Genomic DNA, 22,216 nt, shown 5'->3' on the forward strand with positions numbered 1-22,216 from the left:
CAAAAATAACGGTTTCACCACTTATTTTCTTCACAAATTATGCATTATATTCCTATGTTAACAACGTTTTATACTAAAAATAGCTTTTCTCTCCCTTTATAATGGACATATATTTACATTACCAAAACATGTTTGATATTAATTTTTTTGGGGGTTATAAATTTGTCACATAAAATAAAACGTGCAACTCTCATTCTTATATCACTGTTATTTATGTTAGCTATTTTTATCACCTATTATTTGATGAATAAACCAACCACTCATACAATCCCCTTCTCTCAATTAGAAGCCAATATACAAAATTATTCCCAAGCTGACATTGAAATGAAGGAATATAAAAACGGAAAAATAGAAGTGGTAATAGACGAGAAAAAATTTATTTCTCATATCACACCTAATAGTGATAAAGTTGAAAACCTTGTCGCTACTTATCCAATAGAATATAAATATTCTGCGACTAACTCATATAGTATATGGATTATTATTGCTTTCTTATCATTATTAATTGCAACAGTTATTTATTTGTTTAAATCAGGAAAAATGGGTGCAACCAATCAACTAAAACAATCTGTATCTAAAGCGAAACCGCTCCCCTCGACAACATTAAATGATGTTGGAGGCTTGCAACCAGAAATGAAGGATGAATTATTACAAACCATATCATCCTTAAAGTCGCCAGCTAAAGCAGTAGAATTAGGGATTAAGCCTCCTAAAGGGATTCTTCTTTATGGCCCTCCTGGCACTGGTAAAACATTGCTTGCACAAGCAATAGCTAAGGAATTAAATGCGCAATTTTACTCTTCAAGTGGTTCTGCTTTTAATGAAATGTTTGTTGGTATTGGTGCTGCAAGGGTACGTTCACTTTTTCAAAATGCCCGCAAGAATCAACCTGCTGTTATTTTTATTGACGAGGTAGATGCTTTAGCAGGCAAAAGAAAGCCTCATGGCGGGGAAGAAAGTGAAAAAACATTAACGGAATTACTCGTTCAATTAGATGGTGGGCTATCAAATGATGGTATTTTATTTATTGCAGCAACGAACAGAAAAGATATGCTAGATGATGCCTTTCTTCGACCAGGCAGAATTGACTTCAGCTTTCATATTCAGTTACCTGATTTGAAAGGAAGAAAAGAAATCATTGATATTCATGCAAAAAATCGACAACTTGCCAGTGATGTCTCAGCTTCACTTACTGTTTTAGCTGAATCAACATCCGGTTTTTCTGGAGCTGATCTCCATTCTCTGTTTGAAACAGCAAGTAGAAAAGCAATACTCAATAATCATAAAGAAATTACAAAAGATGATCTCAATTTTGCATTGGACCGAACTATACTAGGAAATAGCAGCCTACCTTTACAAGATGTAAATATTAAGCGAAGAGTAGCCATCCATGAAGCGGGCCATGCCCTCATTGCAGCTGTGACAAAACCGGGTTCAGTTAGAAAAGCGACCATTATTCCTCGTGGCCAAGCATTGGGTTATGTTGCACCTATTCAAAAAGAACTCCATTTATCTACTTTTAGCGAACTGCTTGATCAAGTGGCAATGATTTTAGGTGGAGGAGTAGCAGAAAGACAACTATTAGGAGAGCATAGTATCGGTGTTAGCGGGGATGTCCAACAAGCAAAGCAACTATTAGAACAGATGGTTGAAAACGGTCTCTTAGAAGATGGATTCACCCTTTCTTTTGAATCAAAGCGTAAAGACGAATTATTACAATCACTTTATTTTCAAGCATTAAAACGAGCAGAGTCCTTACTACTCGAACATAGTAAGGCACATGCAGACATTGTTCACGCCCTCATGTCTTATGAAACATTAGATGGAGATGTAATTGAACAATTAGTACGAAACAAATGAAAATGCCAACACATATAAATGAACACTTTCAACCGCCTGTTGAAAGTGTTCATTTTTTAGTTCTTCCCTCTCCTCAACGATTCTATTATTCGACAAAATGAAGCAGGAATATCCAACTAAATGTATAATGTTTATATATGAATATATAACCATGTTAGGAATGATGCTTTTGTATGAATTCATCACAAATATTATACTGCATTTTTTGATTTTAATGATTATACCAATAACAAAAATAATTGTCCCTTCTAAATATCATCATAAAAAGAAAGTTGGCATTTTTTTTGTTTCTATTTTACTTTCCTTAACCTTAACTATTCTTTTTCCAGTGCATCTTTCTAACCATACTGTTTTTGATTTAATGTACATACCCATTTTTATTTGTTTTTTCTATGTTCATAAGTATACCGGCTTATGCTTATTATTTTTCGCTCTTATTTACCGTTTGATTGAAAGCGATACTAGCGATGTATTTCTCATAGTCAATTATCTCGTCCTCGCTTTCATATTTCATTTACTAACAAAATTTTACCAAAAAAGTTCTTTAAGAAAGAAAATATTGATAGGATTATTATTTTATATTCCTATCGCCAGTACTAGAATGATTATATTTTTTAAGAATCAAGAAACGCAATTTTTTATTCAAGCATTATTTCTTGTCTTCGTTTACGCTTTAACATTAATATTGATTATTTATATGATTGAAATGCACCAATCTCATTTATTAATGAGAGAGACGATCCAAGCGGCAGATAAACTCAATGCGATTAGTCAATTAGCTGCATCCATCGCTCATGAAATAAGAAACCCAATGACTACTGTAAAAGGATTTATGCAATTAATGCACGCTGAGCAAAATCTTACTAAGACACAAATACAGTACATCGAAGTCTCTTTAAAAGAACTAGAACGAACCAATCAAATGATTAATGATTTTCTCACTTTATCAAAACCTGCTAATAACACTGTAATAACATTTGATCTTATTCCTAACATTCAAGATGTAACTGAATTTATGAAATCATATGCCCATCTGTCTAATATTCAATTGCAGTGTAAAATAACCCACTACCCCATTTATATAGATGGAAATGCTAATGAGTTAAAACAACTGCTAATTAATTTTATTAAAAATGCTATTGAAGCCATTAATGAAAATGGTACGGTAGAGATTGAGGTTATTTCCTTAAAAAACAAAGTAAAAATTACGGTTCGAGATAATGGGAAAGGAATGTCAAAAGAGGAGTTATCACGAATCGGACAACCGTATTTTTCAACAAAAACAAGGGGAACTGGCCTTGGTTTAATGATTGCCTTTGATATTATTAAAAAAATGAATGGGAAATATGAAATAGAAAGTAATGAGAACGAAGGAACAGCCATTCATTTGTATTTTTCTACATCAGATTCTGTCTAACGATGTCGCATTTCCCTCAATGAAGAAGGAATATGTCACTTCTTGCGCTTGCCTAGGAAATAACAAGAGAATAAAGTCCTTATTTCCTTATGTATTAGAAGTGATAATCGCTTCATCTAAAATTATCACTTCTAATATATCTTTTCATAAGTTAGTTCTTAACTTCTCGGAACCATTCTATTAACGAAGCCATTCACTTCCTTCAATCTGTTCAGATAAAGGAATGATATGAGCCTTTTCTTTCAAATGCTCAATATGTCGATTTAATACGGTAACCATCATTGGTCCCGAAACGCCAACATGCCCTATCGCAATTAGGCGGTTTTCAGTTTTAAGTCTATTCTCCAGTCTCTGAGTTTGTTTTTCAATGTGACTGACGGAATAAGTGTCATCAAAAAAAAGATTGTTCTCTAGATAAGGTAAGTGTAGCTCTTCTGCTATTTCTGGTATGACACTCTTGCCAGTGGTTTTACTATCAAGATAATATAATCCCCTTTCAGCACAAACCTCTAGCACAATTTGCATAATTCTTTTATCTTCAGTGATTTTCGACCCCATATGATGATTCATTCCAACAGCATGTGGTACATTCTCAATTGCGTCCTCTACCCTTTTGCGAATTTCTTCATCACTCAGATCAGCAGTAATCGCTCCTGGACCTAACCAACTTTTTTTCCCTACTTTGGGCTCCATCGGCATATGAACGATTACTTCGTGACCTTTTTCAAATGCTGCATTGGCATCTGCAGTTGTTGAAGGCATAAACGGCATAATCGCAACAGTTAACTTTGCCTGTAAATTAAGAATATCTTCTGTTCCATTCATATGGTTACCTAAATCATCAATCACAATTGATAAAGAAGGCTTCCCCCCTTCATCAACTTGTGCGAAACTGCCTTTACTCATTAATGGAAATAACATGATATGAACTAGCAAGCTTATGAACAATAATCGTTTCATCTCATCACTCCTCAAAGTTAAATTTCCCATAACTTTGAAGAAAATTGCATTTGTTTTTTATAAAGCTGATTTTTTTTCTACTTGCGTGTAGGGCGTTTTTCTATTTCGAACCCACGCTATGATTACAGCAGCAATAAGAACTAAACCTAAATAACCAGTAATCGGATACAGGATACCAACTAAGTTAGTAAATCCAAAGAAACTAGAGACAAAAGATGTCAAACTAATGGCAAGAACTGCCCATTTAAAGTGTTTGCTTTCTCTTTTCACTATCCTTGAAGTAAAGCTATAGATCATTCCAACGGCAGTGTTATAGATCATTCCTAAAAGAATAATTGTCATCAACACACCAATGATTGGAGAGATTTCATTTGCTAAATAGAGCATCGGAATATCGAGTGTTGCCACATCTTCTATTCTTGTGAACATTCCGACATTAATGAGTATTAGCATAAGACCAAGACCCAGACCACCAAGAACTCCGCCCCAACCTGCTTGTTTCGCGTTTTTAGTTGTGCCACCCATAACCGCTAGCATCGCCACTCCACATGTAATGTTATAGGAAACATAAAGTACTGCACCTAGTAACCAATGTGGTGCTGCTGGACTACCTTCTTGAGCTACGAGACTCAATTGTGAGAAGTTTGCATCAGCTGTAAATAGAGCATACGCTGAAATAATCATGACAAGCATGAGAAGAAAAGGAGTGATACTACCGATTATAGTCATGACTCGATTCACGTTTACAAAACAAGTGAACACTGTTAACAGGACCATGATTAAACTTCCTATTTGACTCGCAATACCAAATTGTTGTTCAAATGTTGAACCTGCACCTGCAAACATAATTGTTGCCACACCGAATAAAAAGAAAGTAATAATAAAATCCACTACTCTTCCTATATATTTTCCACAAATATAGTGAACAACATCTTTGTGAGATTCTGTTTGTAGCCTACTACCTATTTGCGTAATATTCATACCGAGAAAAATGAATAAAATCGTAGCGGCTATTGTACCAATAAAACCTAACCAGCCAAAATTAGTGAAAAATTGCAATACCTCTTGTCCAGATGCAAATCCAGCTCCAATGATTGTACCAATATAAGCACCTGCTATTTGAATGATTTTTCTCATAAAACCTCATCCTTATATTGAATTTTCTGATATTTTATCATAATGAAAGCAGCTGCCTATATACACACAGCTGGCTTTCTTATTAGACATTATTGATATGTTTTTTCCATTATTGTATATTTTTCAATGACCGCTAAATCTGGGGCGTAACCTATTCCGTCGTTTTCAGGTACGGTAATATATCCGTCTTCGACAACAACCTCAGGTGTTATGATATCCTTTTCCCAATATCTTGAGGAACCTGCAGTGTCACCAGGCATAATAAAATTGGCTAAAGTGGTTAAAGCAACATTATGAGCTCTTCCAACGCCTGACTCTAACATTCCTCCACACCAAACAGCAATTCCTTGTTCTTGACAATAGTCATGAATTTTCTTTGCTTCTGTTAAGCCGCCTACTCGTCCAATTTTGATGTTAATGATTTTGCAACTACCCAACTCCACAGCTTTTCGTGTATCCTCCAACGAATGGATGCTTTCATCTAGACATATCGGCGTTTTCATTTCAGCTTGAAGTTTAGCATGATCAACAATATCATCCGAAGCTAAAGGTTGCTCAATCATCATTAAATTGAACTCATCTAATTGTTTAAGATGCTGAATATCTGATAAACGATAAGCAGAGTTTGCATCAGCCATTAGTAGAATATCAGGAAACTTCTCTCTCACTTGTCTCATCACATCTATGTCCCAGCCCGGCTTAATTTTTACTTTCATTCTTTTATAGCCTTCATTTACATAGCCCTCAATTAATTGTAGTAAATCTTCTACAGATTTCTGTATGCCGATACTGATACCTACTTCAATCTTCTTCTTTTCTCCACCAAGTGCCTTAGCCAAAGGGATTTGATTTCTTTTTGCATATAGATCCCAAACAGCGCCTTCTATAGTAGACTTGGCCATATTGTTTTTTCTAATAGAAGAAAAGATTTCATTTACTTCATCAGGATGAGTAATTTCCTTATTTAATAATGCTGGAATGAGAAAATCCTCAAGCATATGCCAATTCGTTTTAAAGGTTTCTTCATTATACCAAGGCACCTCAAAAGCAACAGATTCTCCCCAACCAGTATTACCTAATTCATCAGTTGCTTCTAATAAGATAAACTCTTTATCTTGAAAAGATCCAAAGCTAGTGGCAAATGGTGCTTTCATTGTCATTTTTAGATGGCGTAACTTTACTTCCTTTAATTTCATTGATCTCTTCTCCTCACATCTAATAGTAATTTTTGTCTTTTGATAGTGATGATATAGCTTACGTGATTATTTTTTTGGACATCATACGCGGTGTACCCATGCTGAAATAATTGCTGAAAAATTCTTCTTGTCACCTGTCGCCATTCCTTAGCTAGTGAAGGATTATGTTTTTTAATTTCCATAAACTCCGCGGGAATGGGGACAGCAATACTCATTTCATTATAATCAATGGTTTGTAAAGTTTGTTCCATATCGTTTATCGCAGGAAAATCGTTTCGATTCAAAACTTCAAATGGATATATCGGTGTCACATCATAGTTAAGTTGTTGTTTGACATGTGAACTGCTGATTCGCCACTCTATGTTGAAACGATCGCTTGGTAAGCCTTTATTAATTCCATCTACCATTTCACCATAACAATTCACAAGATAATCATTACAAATACCATTTAGTTTTGATAAATTCAAGTAAGCATTCCTGCTTTGTAAAGGATCAAATGTCCAACGAATCAGATTGTATCCCATTTCCTCAGCAGCTTCCCTCTGTGCAACTTTTAGTAGAGCACCAATTCCTTTATCACGATAGCTTTGATGGATACCGAGCATATGAGAACAAAGAAAAGCTTCTCCATTTGCATAACCAGGAAAGCCATAGCTAAACCCAATCAATTCATTTTCATCAAAGGCGCCTAGCATGAGACCACCGTTTTTTATTGCTGTTGCTGTTTGATGAACAGGAATGGGATCCATCCCCCATACGTCTCGCTCTAACTTTTGGATTGTTTCCATCTCTTCTATCGTGGTCAATTTTTTTATCTCTAAGCTAGTGAGCATGGGTTACGCACCTTCTTTTTCTAACGTATTTAAGACGGTTTTGACAAGAATTTCGATACCCGTAAATATCGCTTCATGGTTAAAATTCATTTCAGGATGATGTAAGCCAGGAGATAATCCACAACCAAGTCCGAGCATCGTTGCTTTCAATTCAGGTCTTTTCAAAGTATAAAAATGAAAATCTTCTCCTCCAGATGTGATAATTGGTGGAATCATTTTGTCTTTACCGATTGTATCAACAATTGCCTGACTCATTAATTGCACTGCGTCAGTATCTACTTGTGCAGCAGCAATATCAGCCGTTGTTTTATAATGAATTTCTACCTCGTGAAGAGAAGAAATATGGGCAAAAATTGCTTCTACTTTAGTTGCTAATTGTTGCATCACTTCATTTGTTTGTGCCCTTAAATCTAAACTGAAATGTGCTTTACCTGGGATAATATTACTTGACTCACCACCGGCTTGGAACTTCGTCATTTTAACTGAATGCGGAACCATAGGATTTAATTTAATCCGATTTAATTCTTGAACAATCGCTGCACCTATTTCAATCGCGCTTTGCCCGAGGTGAGGTCTCGCTCCATGGGCATCTTCACCAATAATTTCTCCAGTAACGAACCGTCCAGCTCCGTGCATAATTGCTGGTGAACATTGACCATCTCTCAACTCTTGAATCGGCCTTAGATGTACACCGTATAAATAGTTCAGATCGTCTATTAATCCCTCTTCAATAAACTTTAATGCACCAGTACCTTTTTCTTCAGCTGGTTGGAATAGAAATTTAACCCTGCCTTTTTTATGAGCATTCAAACGATGTAGTACAAGTAATGTACCAATCGCCATGGTCATATGTGCATCATGCCCACACGAATGATTGGCCTGCATTACTCCATCGACTTCCTGCCACAATGCATCTATATCAGTTCTAACGCCAATGGCATTTTCACCGCTACCTATTTCGGCAACAAGTCCTGTCGTTTTTGGCAAGGTTTGAAACAGGATCCCTTCTTTTTTTAAAACTTCAGCAATAAATGTTGTCGTTTTTGTTTCTTGCCAACTTATTTCCGGATTTTGATGGAGATGATTAAATATGTTTGTTAATTTTGGCTTTAGTGCTTCAAGTTCCTGCAATTCTTTCACCTCTTTAATCTGTTAACTGGACTCAAAATAATCATGGAATACTTTATCGTAGTAATCCTTTTCTTCTTTAAATGACCCTTTATTCTCTGTCATCATTGCCGCAATCAACGCATTCAAGAATGAAAAAAGCACTGGAGTAGAATCAAGTGTAGGTTTCTTTCCTGAAAAAAGTGGAATGAGAATGTCGACATTGTTTTTTAATGGAGATAGTGGCGTATCAGTAATGCCAACAACTTTGGCATTTCTGCTTTTTGCTTGCTTTGTAAAATCAGTCGTGCTTTTCACATAACGATGAAAGCTGATTGAAACCACTACTGAAGTTTCATCCATCGAATGGAGGATTTTCAATAAATCATCGGACTCTGTTCGAATAAGATGGACATCATCCTTCACAAGCCCTAATGTAAATGCTAACCAGCTTGCAGCAGCAAATGATGTTCTTGCACCAATAATATAAATCTTTTGGGCTGATTTTAATTGCTCAATAGTCAAATCAAATTTCGCTTCATCTATTGTCTGAATGGCTTGTGTGATTCGCTCTGCATCCATGTTCATCACTTTTTCAAGAAAATGTGGTTCGCCAACAAATGGTTGCTTCATTTGAATATAAGAATCCAAACTGCTTTTATCATGAAATAATTGCTCACGAACTTCTTTTTGTAATTGAGTATATCCTGATAATCCTATTCGATAACAAAAACGGATGACAGTGGTTTCGCTCACACCTGCTTTTTTACCTAATTCACTTGCAGACAATACGGCTATATCTTGATAATTGTCTAGTAAATAACTTGCTAATTTCTGCTGGGTTTTCGAAAGTTTTTCATAGCTCCCTGTAATAACTTCTTTCAGATTCACCTGAACACCTACCTCAAAATGAAGTCTGTACTTTTTATGCAATATATCAGAAGTGTTAACTTCTTATTTATAGTAAATTATCACAATTTTTCAGTTATTTCAATGCTTTATAGAGAAAAAGTTTCAACTGCCATATATTTCTTTTTTATTTAGAGTAAGTTCTTTATTTTTTATCCAAGCATGGCTAACTCTCACGTCCGTTACCCTTCCTATAAATTTAACTGCTCAGCATTTTTAAATGCCACCATTGTTTTGGCCAAAATAATCATAAAGTACGAACAGCATTTGTTGCTTATAACATTTCATTGTACTCTTCCATTAAAAAAGCGGACAAATTCCACCATTGAAATTTGTCCGCTTTTCGGCTGCTATGACGATCTTTTCTAGTCTTTTTTATTTTATTGTTTATTTACGATGCATTTTAAATTCAAGAAATAGTTCGTTATAATAAGCAAGCATTTGTTTACCTAGGTTCTCGTATACCTCTAACTTAGCTGTTTGCTCTTCATCTGGATAGAAGCGCTCATCACTCGTTGTTTCCTCATCCATATGAGGAAGAGCTGCTTTATTCGGTGTTGAGTAACCTACATATTCAGCGTTTTGCGCAGCAACTTTCGGATCTAGCATAAAATTAATAAATTGATGAGCCGCTTCTTTATTTTTTGTTGTTTTTGGGATGACCATGTTGTCAAACCAAAGGTTCGATCCTTCTTCAGGAACCATATATTCCAGTGATTCATTTTCCCACATCGCATCTTGGGCAGTTCCAGACCATAAAACAGCAACGGCCGCTTCATTATTTTGCATTAATAATTTAATTTCATCACCAACGATGGCTTTAATATTTGGTGTTAATGTATCCAGTTTATTCTTCGCTTCCAGTAATCTTGCTTTATCTGTTTCGTTTAATGAATACTCGAGACTATTCAATCCAAAACCTATGACCTCTCTCGCTCCATCAACAAGTAATACATCATTTTTCAAGCTTGGATGCCAAAGATCGTCCCATTGTTTAAAATCAATTTCATCACTTACTTTATCAGGATGATAGAGAATACCTACTGATCCCCAAAAATAAGGAATAGAATATTCATTGTTCTCATCAAAAGCTAAATCAAGAAAACGTGGATCAATATTTTTCAAATTCGGCAGTTGTGCATGATCAATGGGGAGAAGTAAATCCTCCTGTTTCATTTTGTCAATCATGTATTCTGAAGGTACCGCTATATCGTATGAAGTTCCACCTTGTTCGATTTTTGTTAACATGGCTTCATTTGAATCAAAGGTTTCGTATATTACTTTGATACCTGTTTCATCTTCAAATTGGTCTAATAATTCGGGGTCTATATAATCTCCCCAGTTATAAACAGTAATCGTGTTCTCACCTGTATATCCTTGTGCAGTATTTAAGCGGTGAACGATATACAACAAGACAAAAGAAACAATTAATACAAGTGACAAAGCACGTATGAGGTTTTTCATTTTCTAACCCCCATTCGACCTATCTTGCTCGTTTTCTTTGTTATAAAGTAATAACCAACAACTAAAAGCATGGTGAATAAAAATAACAAGGCTGATAAAGCATTAATACTTAGAGATACCCCTTGTCTCGCCAATGCATAAATTTCTACTGAAAGAGTTGAAAATCCATTACCGGTCACAAAAAAGGTGACAGCGAAATCATCCAAAGAATAAGTAAGTGCCATGAAGAAACCAGCAAATATACCAGGTGTAATATAAGGTAATACAACCTTTGTTAACACATCTAATCGACTTGCTCCTAAATCCAGTGCCGCATAAATGATACTCGTACTCATTTCTTCTAACTTAGGTAATACCATTAAGACAACAATTGGTACACTAAAGGCGATATGTGCCAATAAGACGGAAATAAAGCCAAGCTTTATACCAATCATTGTGAAAAAAATGAGAAAAGATGCGCCGATAATAACATCTGGACTAACAATTAAAACATTATTTAACGACAATAAAGTATTTTTTGTTCTTCTTCTTCTTGCATAATAAATGGCCAAAGCGCCAGCTACCCCTAAAACTGTTGATATAGCTGATGAAAGCAGGGCAACAATAATTGTATTTAATACTATAATGAGTAGCCTAGTGTCATTAAATATTTCTTTATACCAATCCAATGTAAACCCTTCAAAGTGATACATGTCACCGCCACTATTGAAAGAATAAAAAATCAGATAAAAAATCGGTGCATATAAAACCATAAAAACAATGATTAAATAAAGAGAGGACCATTTAAATTTCTTCATCTCATTTCGCCTCTCTTTCTTCTACCAGTAAGAAGCATAATGACAACCATAAAGATAATTAAGAAAACAGCAATGGTTGCTCCCATTCCCCAGTCTTGCGTCACGAGAAAATGTTGCTCAATTGCGGTTCCTAATGTAATCACTCGGTTTCCTGCGATTAACCTTGTCAGCATGAACAAAGAGAGGGCAGGGATGAATACGATTTGACATCCTGATTTCACCCCATCTAAAGTCAAAGGGAAAACGACACGAGAAAAGGTTCGCCAGCTTGAAGCACCTAAATCTTTTGAAGCATCAATAAAAGATGGGTTCAGTTCATCTAGTGCATTAAATATTGGTAAAATCATAAACGGTAAAAAGATATAAACAGAAACAAACACAAAACTAAAGTCAGTAAATAAAATTTGCTTCCCACCTACACCCATCACTTCAAGAAATTTATTCGCTGCACCGTATGTGCCAAAAATACCAATAAATGCATAAGCCTTTAATAATAAATTGATCCATGAAGGAACGATAATAAGGAGTAACCATAGTTGTTTATGCTTTGTTTTTGTTAATAAATAAGCAGTTGGATAAGCGATTAATAACGTGAAAAATGTAATTAAAAACGCGTACCAAAAGGAGCTAAGTGTCATTTTTAAATAAACTGGTGTAAAGAATTTTTGGTAGTTCTCTAAGGAAAATTCACCTTCTATATTAAAAAAAGAATAATATACGACTAGGACAATTGGTGTGATAACAAAAAGAGCAATCCATAAAACATAAGGAATTAAATAATAATTACGAGATTTAGCTTTCATAACTTCCCTCTTCATATGCTTCAAGACGCTTATCGAATTCCTCTTCTGTTTCACCAAGACGCATGACGTGTATGTCTTCTGGCTCAAAGTTGAGACCAATTTCACTTCCGACAATTGCTTTTTTTGTCGAGTGAACGAGCCACTCATTGCCATCTTCATCATAACAACTTATCTCATAATGTACGCCTCTAAATAATTGTGAGTCTACTTTCACCTTTAACTTACCTACATTAGGACTAGTAATTTCTAAATCTTCGGGGCGAATGACAATCTCAACCGTTTCATTTGGATTTAAACCGCCATCAACACAATCAAATGTTTTGCCTGTAAACCGAACGACATAATCTTCAACCATTACACCTTCGACAATATTAGATTCACCGATAAAGTCGGCAACAAAACGGTTAATCGGCTCATCATAAATATCATTAGGCGTCCCACTCTGTTCTATTTTACCGTTATTCAGAACAAAAATTTCATCGGACATCGCTAATGCCTCTTCTTGATCGTGTGTCACAAAAATAAAGGTGATGCCTAAATTTCTTTGTAATTCTCGCAATTCATATTGCATTTCTGTTCGCAACTTTAAATCTAGTGCAGATAATGGTTCATCAAGAAGAATAAGCTCAGGTTCATTAACAATCGCTCGCGCAATCGCAACACGTTGCCTTTGCCCACCTGACATCTCTTTTATCTCTCTTTTTTCATATCCTTCTAAGTTTACAAATTTCAAAGCTTCTATTACTTTTTGATTAATCATTTCAGATTTTAATTTTTTTATTCTAAGTCCAAATGCTACGTTTTCAAAGACATTCAAATGAGGAAAAAGTGCATAATCCTGAAAGACAGTATTCACTTGTCTTTTATTTGCAGGTACTTCATTTACCTTTTTATTATTAAAATAAATATTACCTTTTGATGGCGAAATAAATCCGGCAATTAAGCGAAGTATGGTCGTTTTTCCGCATCCAGAAGGACCGAGCAAAGTATAGAATTTCCCACGCTCTATTTCAAATGAAACATCATTTAAGACAGCCGGGTCATTGTCATATTGCTTTGTTACGTTTTCAAAACGAATAATAGTTTGGTCTGACATTTCAATCTCCTTCTTCTATAAGATATTCCTTAGTAATTCTAGATTAAAAAAAACTGATAATCAATACACAATAATAAATATATATAGATATTTTTATCTACGCATAATAATTGGAATTGCTGAAACAATAAGGAAAAAAACAGGTGAGTAATTGTGAATCAAAAACTAAGCTTTATTAGCATTGCCTATATTATTATTCTCGGCATCGGTTTATTTGCTCATGTTGAAATTATTCCTGCTGTATTGTCTACTTCTAGACGCGATACATGGATCAGTATGTTACTTGCCATTATTCCTTTGATTCTATTCACCCCTCTTATTTATAAAGTGGGGCAAACAGTTAAAGGAACACCATTTATTCGAATTATTAGTGAACAATTAGGGAGATTCAAATTCTATATTTTATTCTTCCCTTTACTCGTATATTTAATAATTTCTGCCTTTGTCTCTACAAAAGAAATTATCTATTGGTCACAGCTAAGTTTTATGCAGAATTTCTCCAGTATGATCATTGGCGGTGTACTATTAATTGCCTGCTTCTATTGTAGTTTTTCCGGTGTAGAATCAATGGCCATTATTAGCCGCTTGTTACTACCAGCCGTCGTATTTTTAGGATTTTTTGTTTCTTTCGCCAATATGAAGAAAAAACATTATGAGTTGTTATTACCCATATTCCAAGAGGGTGTACTAGATATTCTAAAGGGAATGCTTTACACAAGTTTACCGATTATTGAGATTGCTTTTGTTTTGTTTTTCCTACCCTATATGAAAAGAATGATTAAAATTAAACATTTAATCATTCTGGGTGTACTTATTATCGGGTTAATGATTGGGCCTGCAATTGGAGCGATAGTGGAATTTGGTCCTAAATACGCTTCCGAATTTAGGTACCCAGCATTTGAAGAGTGGCGAATAATATCTATTGGAAGATATATTTCTCATACAGACTTTTTTGCTATTTTCCAATGGCTTTCAGGTGCTACGATCCGAATTGGATTTTTTATCTACCTCACCTCTCAAATTCTTACGAAAGGGGGGAAAAACAGAACACCCATCTCTATCATTTTTATTTTGTTATTCATTGCAGTTGTTATGCCGTTAGATCAAGACCAATTTTATAATTTTGTTTTTCGTTACTTCTTACCCATATCAACTATTGTTCTTCCTATTCAATTTATTATGGTTTCTATATATATCTTTAAGAATAAACAATTATTCCTAGGAGGATGAAGAGCTTGTATGAGCAATCCCTTTTTACTAAAGAAAAGTTAGCAGAAATCTTTAACCATTCTGCAGATATACACATCAAGAGCATCCCTGTTCGTCATACTCCTAAGGGAGAGCTAATTATTATCTATTGCCGTCCCATTGTAAATATAAAATTAGTCCACTCTCTTGTGATTCCTTATTTAATGGATGAGGAAAGGGAAAGTGAAAAACTTTATAACTACATACAAAGTGACTACAGTTTAAAAGCTAAATTAACAAAAGAAGAATTAATTAACCAAGTATTTTGTGGTAAATTAGCTGTGATATCAAACTTCCGTGAACGCATTTATTATTATGATGTAAAAGAAGAACCAAATAGACAACCAGAAGAATCCGTTATTGAAGTATCAGTAACTGGGCCGAAAGACGGTTTCATCGAAAATATTGACACTAACCTTGGGCTTGTACGTAAAAGGTTAAAAACCCCCTCGTTCGTTAATGAAGAGTTTGTAATTGGACGTCGGTCAAATACGAGGGTTGCACTTCTATATATTAAAGATGTGATGAATGAACAAGTAATTAACGATGTCCGAGAGAAACTAAATAACATTGATGTCGATATTTTGCAAAGTCGTGATGAATTGGAAGAGTTACTAGTAGATAATAAATTCTCACTACTACCACTTACAAATTTCTCAGGACGGCCTGATTTTGTTGTTGAATCACTCAATCAAGGAAGGTTTTCAATTATTATTGATGGTGCCCCAACAGTGATTATCGCCCCCATCAACTTGAGCTTTCTTGTTAAAACAGCCGAAGATAGTAATATTAGCTTTTATTACTCCTCTGTAGAACGAATGATACGTTTACTAAGCTTATTCCTGACGGTGTTTTTACCAGGTTTTTATACAGCACTCGTTATGCATAATGTTGGACAATTACCTTTGCCGTTTATTGCCACTATTACGTTTGCAAAGATGGGTTTGCCGTTTTCTACATTATTAGAAATGATTACAATCTTTATTATGTTTGAGTTGTTTAAAGAAGCGGGTGCAAGACTGCCAAAAGGAATTGGACAAACAGTTGCTGTTATAGGGGGATTAATCATTGGTGATGCAGCAATCAGAGCTGGTATAACCTCGCCGACGCTACTCATTGTTGTAGGAATAACGGCAATCGCAGGGTTTACTCTTGTCAATGCCAGTCTTACAGGTAATGTCTTCTTCTTAAGAATTGCTGTTTTATTAATAAGCTATTCTTTTGGTATTTTTGGTTTTATTCTTTCGTTAATTTGTGTATTTATCCACTTATCTACCCTCAAATCCTTTGGTATGCCTTTTTTAACTCTAGCAAGGCAAAGAAAGTGGTCAGAAGAACTAAAAATGTTCATTACACTTCCTTTTAGCCTGCAGAAAAAGAGAAATCTATCTTACGGTGTTAAAGACAAAACGCGAAAAAATAGTGACAATGATTAAAGAAGGTGTTCATTCACAAACATACTACTTGTCTGATTTTTAATGGTTACCAAAGTAAAGAAGTTCAGCATCGCGTATACACTATAGATATCTGACCCGATTACCAAGAAGAACAGTATATTATTTACCGTTTTAAAACTTATCAAAATTAAGGAAAACGAAAACTACAACAATAGCGATTAAAATGCAGTAACTAGAGCCATCATTCCTACAAAATGAGACGAAGAAAAAAAGGAGTTTTAAACTCCCCAACTTTTAACTGAAATGCTTCATATATTTTCTTTATTATATTTTGATTTTCATTTGTCATTCTTCCGTTTACAATCAATGCGCGTGCCACTTGCGGAAACTCTTTAACTCTTTATAGGGCCTCTTTATTAATGCCTCTACTTGCTTATCTTTAGAAACATTAGGTACTTTTTTTCCTTTAACTTGCTTATAAATTGGGATTACAGAAGTAGCTCCTCCTTCAATAATCCACTTATTTCCATTTCGAGTTAACTCAAGTTCTATTCTTCCTAAATGATTTCCCCAATGCCCCGCTTGAACAATGAATGGTGTTGTCTGAGATTGAAACCATTCATTCGGTTTTTCTGGAAAAATATTATGGCTATGTCCAAATAGAATCACATCAATATTCTCAATCGATTTTAATTCATTGACACTATTCCCTTCATGCGCAGAAAGGCCCTTATCGGCATTCACACCAACATGAGCTAAAGCAATGATGATATCTGCTCCTTTTGCTTTCATTTGTGGAATATACTGATTAGCCGTTTCAGTGATTGTCCTCATTTTTAGCTTTTGCTTAAAATAATTACTATTCCAATCGGCGACAATAGGGGTTAAAAAACCAATCACACCAATTTTAATTGCACGTTCATCCCCATTGGCATCGACCAATGTCCGATCAAGAATCACATATGGGTTCATATATGAAACATCATCAAAGATGTTTTTCGTCATATCCTCATTGTATATATTGCTACTTATAATGGGAAAAGTCGCATCTCTTAAGCTTTCTGTTAAAAAGCCGATACCATAATTGAATTCATGATTTCCGAGTGTCATGGCATCATACCTTAGTGTGTTCATGACATTAATAACCGGGTGAGTTTGTCCTAAATGCATCAATCTTGTTTGAAATATATAATCTGCAAAGGCATTTCCTTCTAAGATATCACCAGTATCAAATAACAGGACATTTTTGTTTTCATTACGTTCATTTTTAATTAAGGTTGCGGTTCTAACAAGTCCAAAATCGCTAACAGATTCGCCTTCATCGTTTTCATCCATTAAATGACCATGCATATCTGTTGTCTGGAGAATCCGTAATTTAACCGGAGCTGATGAGGCATAAACACTAGTAAATAGCGATAACCCGAAGAGCCATCCAATGATAGGAAGGATAAAGAAAACGACAGTTATCTTTCGCATATGACTTTTCATCATTTCACCTCAACACATTTGATGAATTCTTATTTTGTCATGACTTACTTAAAATCATTCGATGGAAAGTAGAATTGTCCTAAACCACTTTATTCCAATTAGCACATTTATGACAAGTATTGTGCATATGTTAGAACAAGCTATTATATTTTTTATCTAAAGAAAAATATATGAAATTAAAAAAAAGTAGGATAGAATAATAAATAGAAGGAAATACTGAGAGGATGTAGGTTTTGTATAAGATATGTTTATCAATGATGTTCATTTGCTATATGTTCATTACGCCATTTTTTACTGAGGATATAAACGAACATCGTTCTCTACATTATGATGATGATGTTCAATTAACGGCTACTATTGCTACATTTAAAAGGCCTACGGAGATTGTTATACCAGAAGAAAATAATCCTATTGTACATAAAATCAATGATTTTGTTCGCTTAGAAGAACCCCATAGCATCATTCAGGAGAACCAACAATCAAAACAGGATCGATTTCAACTACCAGTCCAGTATCAATCCAGTTATTTATCTAATCTCCTTATATAAAAAGATGCTTTATTGTTGAAGATTTTATAGGGGGAATGTGAAAATGGAAAATTTAAAGAATTGGTTACAAAGCAGCGGGATTAAAAGAGTTATTATTTTTGCAATTCTCGTATTCGCATTATTTTTAATGAGAAGTATGATTAATGTCATCCTTATTACGTTTATTATTTCCTTTCTAATGGACCGCTTAGTAAATCTTGTCTTGAAGAAAGTGAACATAAATCGAAAATTCACAGTAATCGGTCTTTACTTATTCATTATTGCGATATTTACTGTTGGAATCAGCAGATATTTACCAGTTATTATTTTTGAAATCTCGCAACTGATTGGACAAATGCAAAGCTTCTTTAGCCAAAAGCACGACAATATTATCATGAACTATATTACTGAATTATATGAACGAAATGAAATATCATCTTATTTAGAACAAGGGGTCACGGTTCTACTGAAATACTTCTCTGATATAAGTTCATTTGGCATACAATTTTTGATTTCACTTATTTTAAGTATTTTCTTCGTTTTAGAGAAGCCGAAATTGATGGCCTTTACAAACAAATTCAAATATAGCAAAGTTGCACCATTTTATAATGAGATTGCTTACTTTGGTTCTAAGTTTGTTCAAACTTTTGGCAAAGTAATTGAGGCACAATTTATTATTGCCCTTGTGAACTGTGCATTAACAACATTTGCACTATGGATAATGGATTTCCCCCATTTAATGGGACTATCTATTCTTATTTTCTTTTTAGGCTTAATACCAGTTGCGGGCGTGATTATATCATTGGTGCCATTAAGTTTAATCGGATATACGATTGGTGGATTCATGCTAGTCATTTATTTATTAGTCGTTATTATGATTATTCACGCAATCGAAGCATATATACTTAATCCAAAGCTAATGTCATCAAAAACCAATTTACCTGTCTTCTATACTTTTATCGTATTGATTTTTGGCGAACATTTCTTTGGCGTATGGGGACTTATTGTCGGTATACCAGTGTTTGTCTTCTTACTAGATGTATTAGATGTGCAAACGACAGGAAAAAAGTCGGTAAAAGTGTAAATATAAGATAAACGCCGTGCATATAGCACGGCGTTTATCTTCATTTTTCTCCTGAAACTTTTAGCTGTGAATGACGACATTATCGTCAGATCAGTTGAATTTATACACTCCCGATTAATGTGGTCTATTCCATTATTTATATTGCTTCAACACGATTTATTACTTTAAATTGATCTCAATACCTAGTAACAATCGATAAGAAATATAAAATAGAAACCTCCTAGGTAGTTGTTCTCGTGAGGTTTCCTTACTGTTGATTTTGAATGGACTTTAAACCCGTTATAATTAAAAATAAAGCATAAATAAGTAAGAAAACACCTGGAACAATTAATAATAACGCGCTTCCCTCCCTAGACTGTGCGAATTGTGTAAAATAGCCTGCGTAAGGGATAGTAAAGCCGGTATACTTAGCTGTTACATTGTCGGAAAGTACGAGATCTTTATCAATTGTATTATTATTATCTCCTTTTGTTTCATACATAGTGTGCACGCCACTATGGATAACATTATGAATACGATGGGTAACAGGAATGCCTTCTTCACTTTGAAAAGTGATAATATCTTGCTTTTGTAAAGATTGCTTTTCATCCTGCTCTAATGGTTTAACGGCAATAACTGCACCTGTTTGAAACGTTGGTTCCATAGAACCAGATAACACAGACTTTAATTGGTACCCTAAAATTGTTGGTTCCCCGCCTGATGCTTTAGCAGCAACAACAACAACCGCTAACACGATAACTATCACCATTAAGAAAACTGTCAAAGCCGTACTAAACCAATTAAGTACCTTTCTCATTTATTCAACTTCCTCTTCTTCCAGTGTTTGTTCAATTTCGTCATCAGAAGATGGTTTTTCGTTACTAACTTCCTCTTCTTCCAGTTCTTCTTGGTTATGTTCAACATCGACTTTTTTTTCTTCTTCTTCTTCAGTACTTTCGTTTTGCTCCTCCTGCTGTTGCTTATCTTCTTTTGGCATCTTTTCATCCTCTTGCTTTTCTATCCCTTGGTCATTTTCCTTTTCATGCTCATTTTCTGTCTCTCGTTTTTTCTCACTATCGCCTACTTCTGCATTAGATGACCAGACTTTACTCTCTACATTTACATCAACGGAGGTTGAATATGTATAACTTGCTTTTGTTTGTCCTATTAAAACTGAATGGAAAGTCAAAATGAGAGAATAGATAGACAGAACAGAGAGTAATAAAACAATTTTTCCATTGCGCTTCATGTTATATCCCCTTTTCTTTCAAGGGCTGGGGAACAAAGATCATTTCCCCAGCATGTTTTAATTACTGAACGCCAACAGCGTTATAAGCTTGTTCAACTGCAGTAACTGCCGCTGAATCTTCACCATAGAGATCTTCTGCAGCATCGATGGCAGCTTGTCTCATCATGGCAAATGTTGAATTTGGTGTTAAATAAACCGATAAGGCCCGATAATAAATTTGTTCTGTTTTTTCTCGGCCAACACCAGTTACTTCCACTCCGTAATGCTCTCCCCCTTCAGAGACAAGGTAAGCAGCTTTATTATTAATACTACTATTAATATGGACACCACCATTATCAAGAGAGCCTGTATACCTTCTATCCCAATGATCTGGATAAGGTTGTTGTGTTCTATTCTCAATTAAACTAGCTGGGTCTTCCATAGAGCGTAATCCAATCGCCCCATTCGCCATAATATCTTCACCGATAATCCAATCATCTCGATCGACCATAGCACCGAATATATCAGCAAATGATTCATTCAACGCACCTGATTCATTGCGGTAAATTAACCCTGCTGTATGTTGAATGACACCGTGAGACATTTCATGTGCAGCCACATCGAGACCACCAGCTAGCGGATGAAATCTAATACCATCACCATCTCCATAAGACATATATACACCATTCCAAGAAGCATTGTTCCAATTATCCCCAACATGTACACGGGAGAGTAATCTTTGCCCTTGATCATCTACAGAGTTGCGATCAAAGGTTTTTTGGTAATAGTCGTATGTCTTTTGAGAATTGGCATGAGCATCAACTGCAGCACCATCGGTAAATAACTTACTTCTACTAACAATATCTTCATTAATATTATTATCATAATCGTATGTAATGACCCCATCACCTCTTGTTTGGTCATACATTTTAAACAAACCATCAATGTAAGATGCCTTAAACATTTGTTTATCTCCGAATACACCATAACCAAATGCCGTTATTTCATTTGCTGCATTAAAGGAATCAATAATCTGCCCATTCTCTATATTTACAAAGTAATGCCAATACCCTACTTCCGGAGAGGTGGTGGAAGCTTTCACAAGATAAACAGGATAATAGTTATCATTAAACTTGTAAATGAATTTTTCTGCTGTTACTTCACTATCATATTGTTTTACTTCGCCAATTGATGCTTCTATTCCTGCTGTTGCAATGGAAATAGCCTTTTTTTCACTTATTTGTTCGGATGAAGTTTTTATTTCAACATCGATGTCTGAAACGACTTCACCGTAAAAACTAACTTTATCGCTATCTGTTCTAATATTAAAAGTTTGTTCTGCTCCATATATAGGAATACCTTTATATAATTGTTGCAAACGATAGTGATGAAAGTTTTCATTTTTGTCAAACTCATAATCTTTTACTGTAAAACTTTCGCTTATTTGTTTATTAGATAAATTAAATTGCTTACTTTTAGAAAGAAGATAGCTTTCAAGTACTTGTTTAGGCTGAACAATTTCACTTGCCTGCATATGTTCAGTAAGATTAGATGAGTGGCTATTCAGTTTGGTTTGTGATTCATTTGCATAAACTTGTCCTTGAATAGGACTCGCTAGCATTCCTAAAATGAATGCTGTTGATAATACTTTCGTTTTTATCGACATGCAAAAACGCCTCCCCATTG

The 22,216-nt window shown here is 34.8% G+C and carries 20 protein-coding genes; 6 read left to right on the forward strand and 14 right to left on the reverse strand.

Annotation, left to right across the window (positions count from 1 at the left end):
• Window positions 1-162: 162 nt before the first annotated feature.
• Window positions 163-1,860: an AAA family ATPase gene (locus MKY26_RS07010; RefSeq protein WP_341055758.1), complete on the forward strand. Its 1,698-nt coding sequence runs from the start codon at window positions 163-165 to the stop codon at window positions 1,858-1,860.
• A gap of 559 nt (window positions 1,861-2,419) precedes the next feature.
• On the forward strand, window positions 2,420-3,277 hold the full coding sequence (locus MKY26_RS07015) for an ATP-binding protein (protein ID WP_180316964.1): 858 nt from the start codon (window positions 2,420-2,422) through the stop codon (window positions 3,275-3,277).
• Between the two features lie 180 nt (window positions 3,278-3,457).
• Here MKY26_RS07015 and MKY26_RS07020 read toward each other — a convergent pair whose 3' ends face one another.
• From MKY26_RS07020 to MKY26_RS07065, 10 genes are all read right to left on the reverse strand, one after another.
• Complete coding sequence (locus MKY26_RS07020) at window positions 3,458-4,237, reverse strand: divergent polysaccharide deacetylase family protein (protein WP_095373121.1); 780 nt, start codon at window positions 4,235-4,237, stop codon at window positions 3,458-3,460.
• A gap of 57 nt (window positions 4,238-4,294) precedes the next feature.
• The gene (locus tag MKY26_RS07025; protein WP_095373120.1) at window positions 4,295-5,374 is read right to left on the reverse strand and encodes a YkvI family membrane protein; all 1,080 of its coding nucleotides are present in this window, start codon (window positions 5,372-5,374) and stop codon (window positions 4,295-4,297) included.
• A gap of 89 nt (window positions 5,375-5,463) precedes the next feature.
• Window positions 5,464-6,570, reverse strand: coding sequence for an o-succinylbenzoate synthase (gene menC, locus MKY26_RS07030; protein ID WP_095373119.1), 1,107 nt, complete (start codon window positions 6,568-6,570; stop codon window positions 5,464-5,466).
• Window positions 6,567-7,403 carry a GNAT family N-acetyltransferase gene (locus MKY26_RS07035; protein WP_307313626.1) on the reverse strand — a complete coding sequence of 279 codons (837 nt, stop codon included), beginning with the start codon at window positions 7,401-7,403 and terminating at the stop codon, window positions 6,567-6,569. Before MKY26_RS07035 ends, menC begins: the two co-directional genes overlap by 4 nt.
• 3 nt (window positions 7,404-7,406) lie before the next feature.
• Window positions 7,407-8,543 carry a M20 peptidase aminoacylase family protein gene (locus tag MKY26_RS07040; protein WP_341094262.1) on the reverse strand — a complete coding sequence of 379 codons (1,137 nt, stop codon included), beginning with the start codon at window positions 8,541-8,543 and terminating at the stop codon, window positions 7,407-7,409.
• Between the two features lie 12 nt (window positions 8,544-8,555).
• Window positions 8,556-9,401 carry a MurR/RpiR family transcriptional regulator gene (locus MKY26_RS07045; protein WP_307313622.1) on the reverse strand — a complete coding sequence of 282 codons (846 nt, stop codon included), beginning with the start codon at window positions 9,399-9,401 and terminating at the stop codon, window positions 8,556-8,558.
• Between the two features lie 405 nt (window positions 9,402-9,806).
• Window positions 9,807-10,883, reverse strand: coding sequence for an ABC transporter substrate-binding protein (locus MKY26_RS07050; RefSeq protein ID WP_341094269.1), 1,077 nt, complete (start codon window positions 10,881-10,883; stop codon window positions 9,807-9,809).
• Window positions 10,880-11,680 (reverse strand): ABC transporter permease, encoded by an 801-nt coding sequence (locus tag MKY26_RS07055; RefSeq protein ID WP_095373115.1) that lies wholly within the window; start codon window positions 11,678-11,680, stop codon window positions 10,880-10,882. The genes MKY26_RS07050 and MKY26_RS07055 overlap by 4 nt, the downstream gene beginning before the upstream one ends.
• Window positions 11,677-12,483, reverse strand: a complete 807-nt coding sequence (locus MKY26_RS07060) for an ABC transporter permease (RefSeq protein WP_095373114.1) — start codon at window positions 12,481-12,483, stop codon at window positions 11,677-11,679. Before MKY26_RS07060 ends, MKY26_RS07055 begins: the two co-directional genes overlap by 4 nt.
• Complete coding sequence (locus MKY26_RS07065) at window positions 12,473-13,579, reverse strand: ABC transporter ATP-binding protein (RefSeq protein WP_095373113.1); 1,107 nt, start codon at window positions 13,577-13,579, stop codon at window positions 12,473-12,475. The genes MKY26_RS07060 and MKY26_RS07065 overlap by 11 nt, the downstream gene beginning before the upstream one ends.
• A gap of 153 nt (window positions 13,580-13,732) precedes the next feature.
• Here MKY26_RS07065 and MKY26_RS07070 point away from each other — a divergent pair, with 153 nt between their 5' ends.
• Window positions 13,733-14,809 carry an endospore germination permease gene (locus MKY26_RS07070; protein WP_341094295.1) on the forward strand — a complete coding sequence of 359 codons (1,077 nt, stop codon included), beginning with the start codon at window positions 13,733-13,735 and terminating at the stop codon, window positions 14,807-14,809.
• 5 nt (window positions 14,810-14,814) lie between these two features.
• Window positions 14,815-16,263 carry a spore germination protein gene (locus tag MKY26_RS07075; RefSeq protein ID WP_341094303.1) on the forward strand — a complete coding sequence of 483 codons (1,449 nt, stop codon included), beginning with the start codon at window positions 14,815-14,817 and terminating at the stop codon, window positions 16,261-16,263.
• A 324-nt stretch (window positions 16,264-16,587) separates the two neighbouring features.
• Here the strand turns inward: MKY26_RS07075 and MKY26_RS07080 are convergent, their stop codons facing one another.
• A complete protein-coding gene (locus MKY26_RS07080; RefSeq protein ID WP_341094312.1) occupies window positions 16,588-17,715 on the reverse strand; it encodes a metallophosphoesterase in 1,128 nt (375 codons plus the stop codon).
• 230 nt (window positions 17,716-17,945) lie between these two features.
• Here MKY26_RS07080 and MKY26_RS07085 point away from each other — a divergent pair, with 230 nt between their 5' ends.
• Window positions 17,946-18,260, forward strand: a complete 315-nt coding sequence (locus tag MKY26_RS07085) for a hypothetical protein (RefSeq protein WP_095373109.1) — start codon at window positions 17,946-17,948, stop codon at window positions 18,258-18,260.
• A 43-nt stretch (window positions 18,261-18,303) separates the two neighbouring features.
• On the forward strand, window positions 18,304-19,323 hold the full coding sequence (locus tag MKY26_RS07090) for an AI-2E family transporter (protein WP_095373108.1): 1,020 nt from the start codon (window positions 18,304-18,306) through the stop codon (window positions 19,321-19,323).
• A 247-nt stretch (window positions 19,324-19,570) separates the two neighbouring features.
• On the opposite strand, the gene sipW is transcribed toward MKY26_RS07090, so the two are convergent.
• The 3 genes from sipW to MKY26_RS07105 form a co-directional block, all read right to left on the reverse strand.
• Window positions 19,571-20,119, reverse strand: coding sequence for a signal peptidase I SipW (gene sipW, locus MKY26_RS07095; protein ID WP_340975192.1), 549 nt, complete (start codon window positions 20,117-20,119; stop codon window positions 19,571-19,573).
• The gene (locus tag MKY26_RS07100) at window positions 20,120-20,551 is read right to left on the reverse strand and encodes a hypothetical protein (protein ID WP_095373106.1); all 432 of its coding nucleotides are present in this window, start codon (window positions 20,549-20,551) and stop codon (window positions 20,120-20,122) included.
• A gap of 61 nt (window positions 20,552-20,612) precedes the next feature.
• On the reverse strand, window positions 20,613-22,190 hold the full coding sequence (locus MKY26_RS07105) for a M4 family metallopeptidase (protein WP_180317078.1): 1,578 nt from the start codon (window positions 22,188-22,190) through the stop codon (window positions 20,613-20,615).
• Window positions 22,191-22,216: the final 26 nt, after the last annotated feature.

The organism is Cytobacillus sp. FSL R7-0680 (assembly GCF_038009245.1).
GTDB lineage: Bacteria > Bacillota > Bacilli > Bacillales > Cytobacillaceae > Cytobacillus > Cytobacillus kochii.